We start from the raw sequence: 1,091 nt of genomic DNA on the forward strand, positions 1-1,091 counted from the left end.
GGCCAATGCGGTACAACTGTTGGCGTCGGTCACCTTCACCGAATAGGTACCCGCCGTAGTCAGGGAGCGCACGGCATTGGTGCTGGCATCCTCCCACAGGTAAGAGCTGCCCCCGGTGGCTGTCAGGCTGAGGCTGGTGGTGGTACAGGTTAAGGTTGAACTGGCGGGTTTAAGAATACTAGCCACGGGTGCTGCGTTGACCGTTAGCGGGGTGGTGGCCGAAACGGTGTTACCATTAATGCTGACGATGAGGGTGAAGGTCTGGGTACCACTGCCGGTAGCGGTCAGGCTCTGGGTCAGGGTTGGGGTGCTGCCGGTTCCGCTGGTGGTGCTACTGCCGTTGGTGAGGGTATAGGCATAACTACCCGTTAAATTACCCACTGTAGCGGTGAAGGTGACCACACTACCCGCACAGACGGTGCCGGACGTAGCGGCAAATCCGGCCAGGGTAATCCCCGTTGCCTGGAAGAAATAAGCCGAACCCGTATTGTCTAACGTATTATTGCCCGACGCATCTTCGTCTTCCTGATAAGCGCCCACCACAATCTGGCTCCCACTGATGGCGACCGATGACCCAAAAATATCATTAGCTGCGCGGTCGCTGGCGACGATTTTTCTGACCTGCCCCCAGTTGTTAGTTCCCCCCTGGTCCTGGCCGAACACATAGGCCGAACCCGCATCAGTGAGTGTATTAGTACCCGACGCATCTTCGTTTTCCCGAACAGCCCCCACCACAATCTGACTCCCACTGATGCCCACCGAATAGCCAAATTGGTCGTAAGGCGCCCGGTCGCTGGCCACCAGCTTTTTAACCTGCCCCCAGTTGTCGACTCCGCCTAGGTTCTGGCTGAATACATAGGCCGAACCCGCCAAATTCAGCCAATCCCCCCCCGAAGCGTCTTGGCTCTGCTGATGAGCCCCCACGACAATCTGGCTCCCACTGATGCCCACCGAATAGCCAAATTGGTCGGTAGTCACCCGGTCGCTGGCCACCAGCTTTTTAACCTGTCCCCAGTTATTGGTGCCCCCCTGGTTCTGGCCAAACACATAGGCCGAACCTGCAGTAGTGAGCGTGTTGCCCCCCGACGCAT

Annotated in this window: 1 protein-coding gene; it reads right to left on the reverse strand. The window is 57.9% G+C overall.

Going from position 1 to position 1,091, the window contains the following annotated elements; translation table 11 throughout:
- On the reverse strand, nt 1-1,091 hold a 1,091-nt coding region (locus tag BGO59_RS14650; RefSeq protein ID WP_293684367.1), incomplete at both ends, for an FG-GAP repeat protein.

It is taken from the genome of Spirosoma sp. 48-14 (genome assembly GCF_001898575.1).
Taxonomy (GTDB): Bacteria; Bacteroidota; Bacteroidia; order Cytophagales; family Spirosomataceae; genus Spirosoma.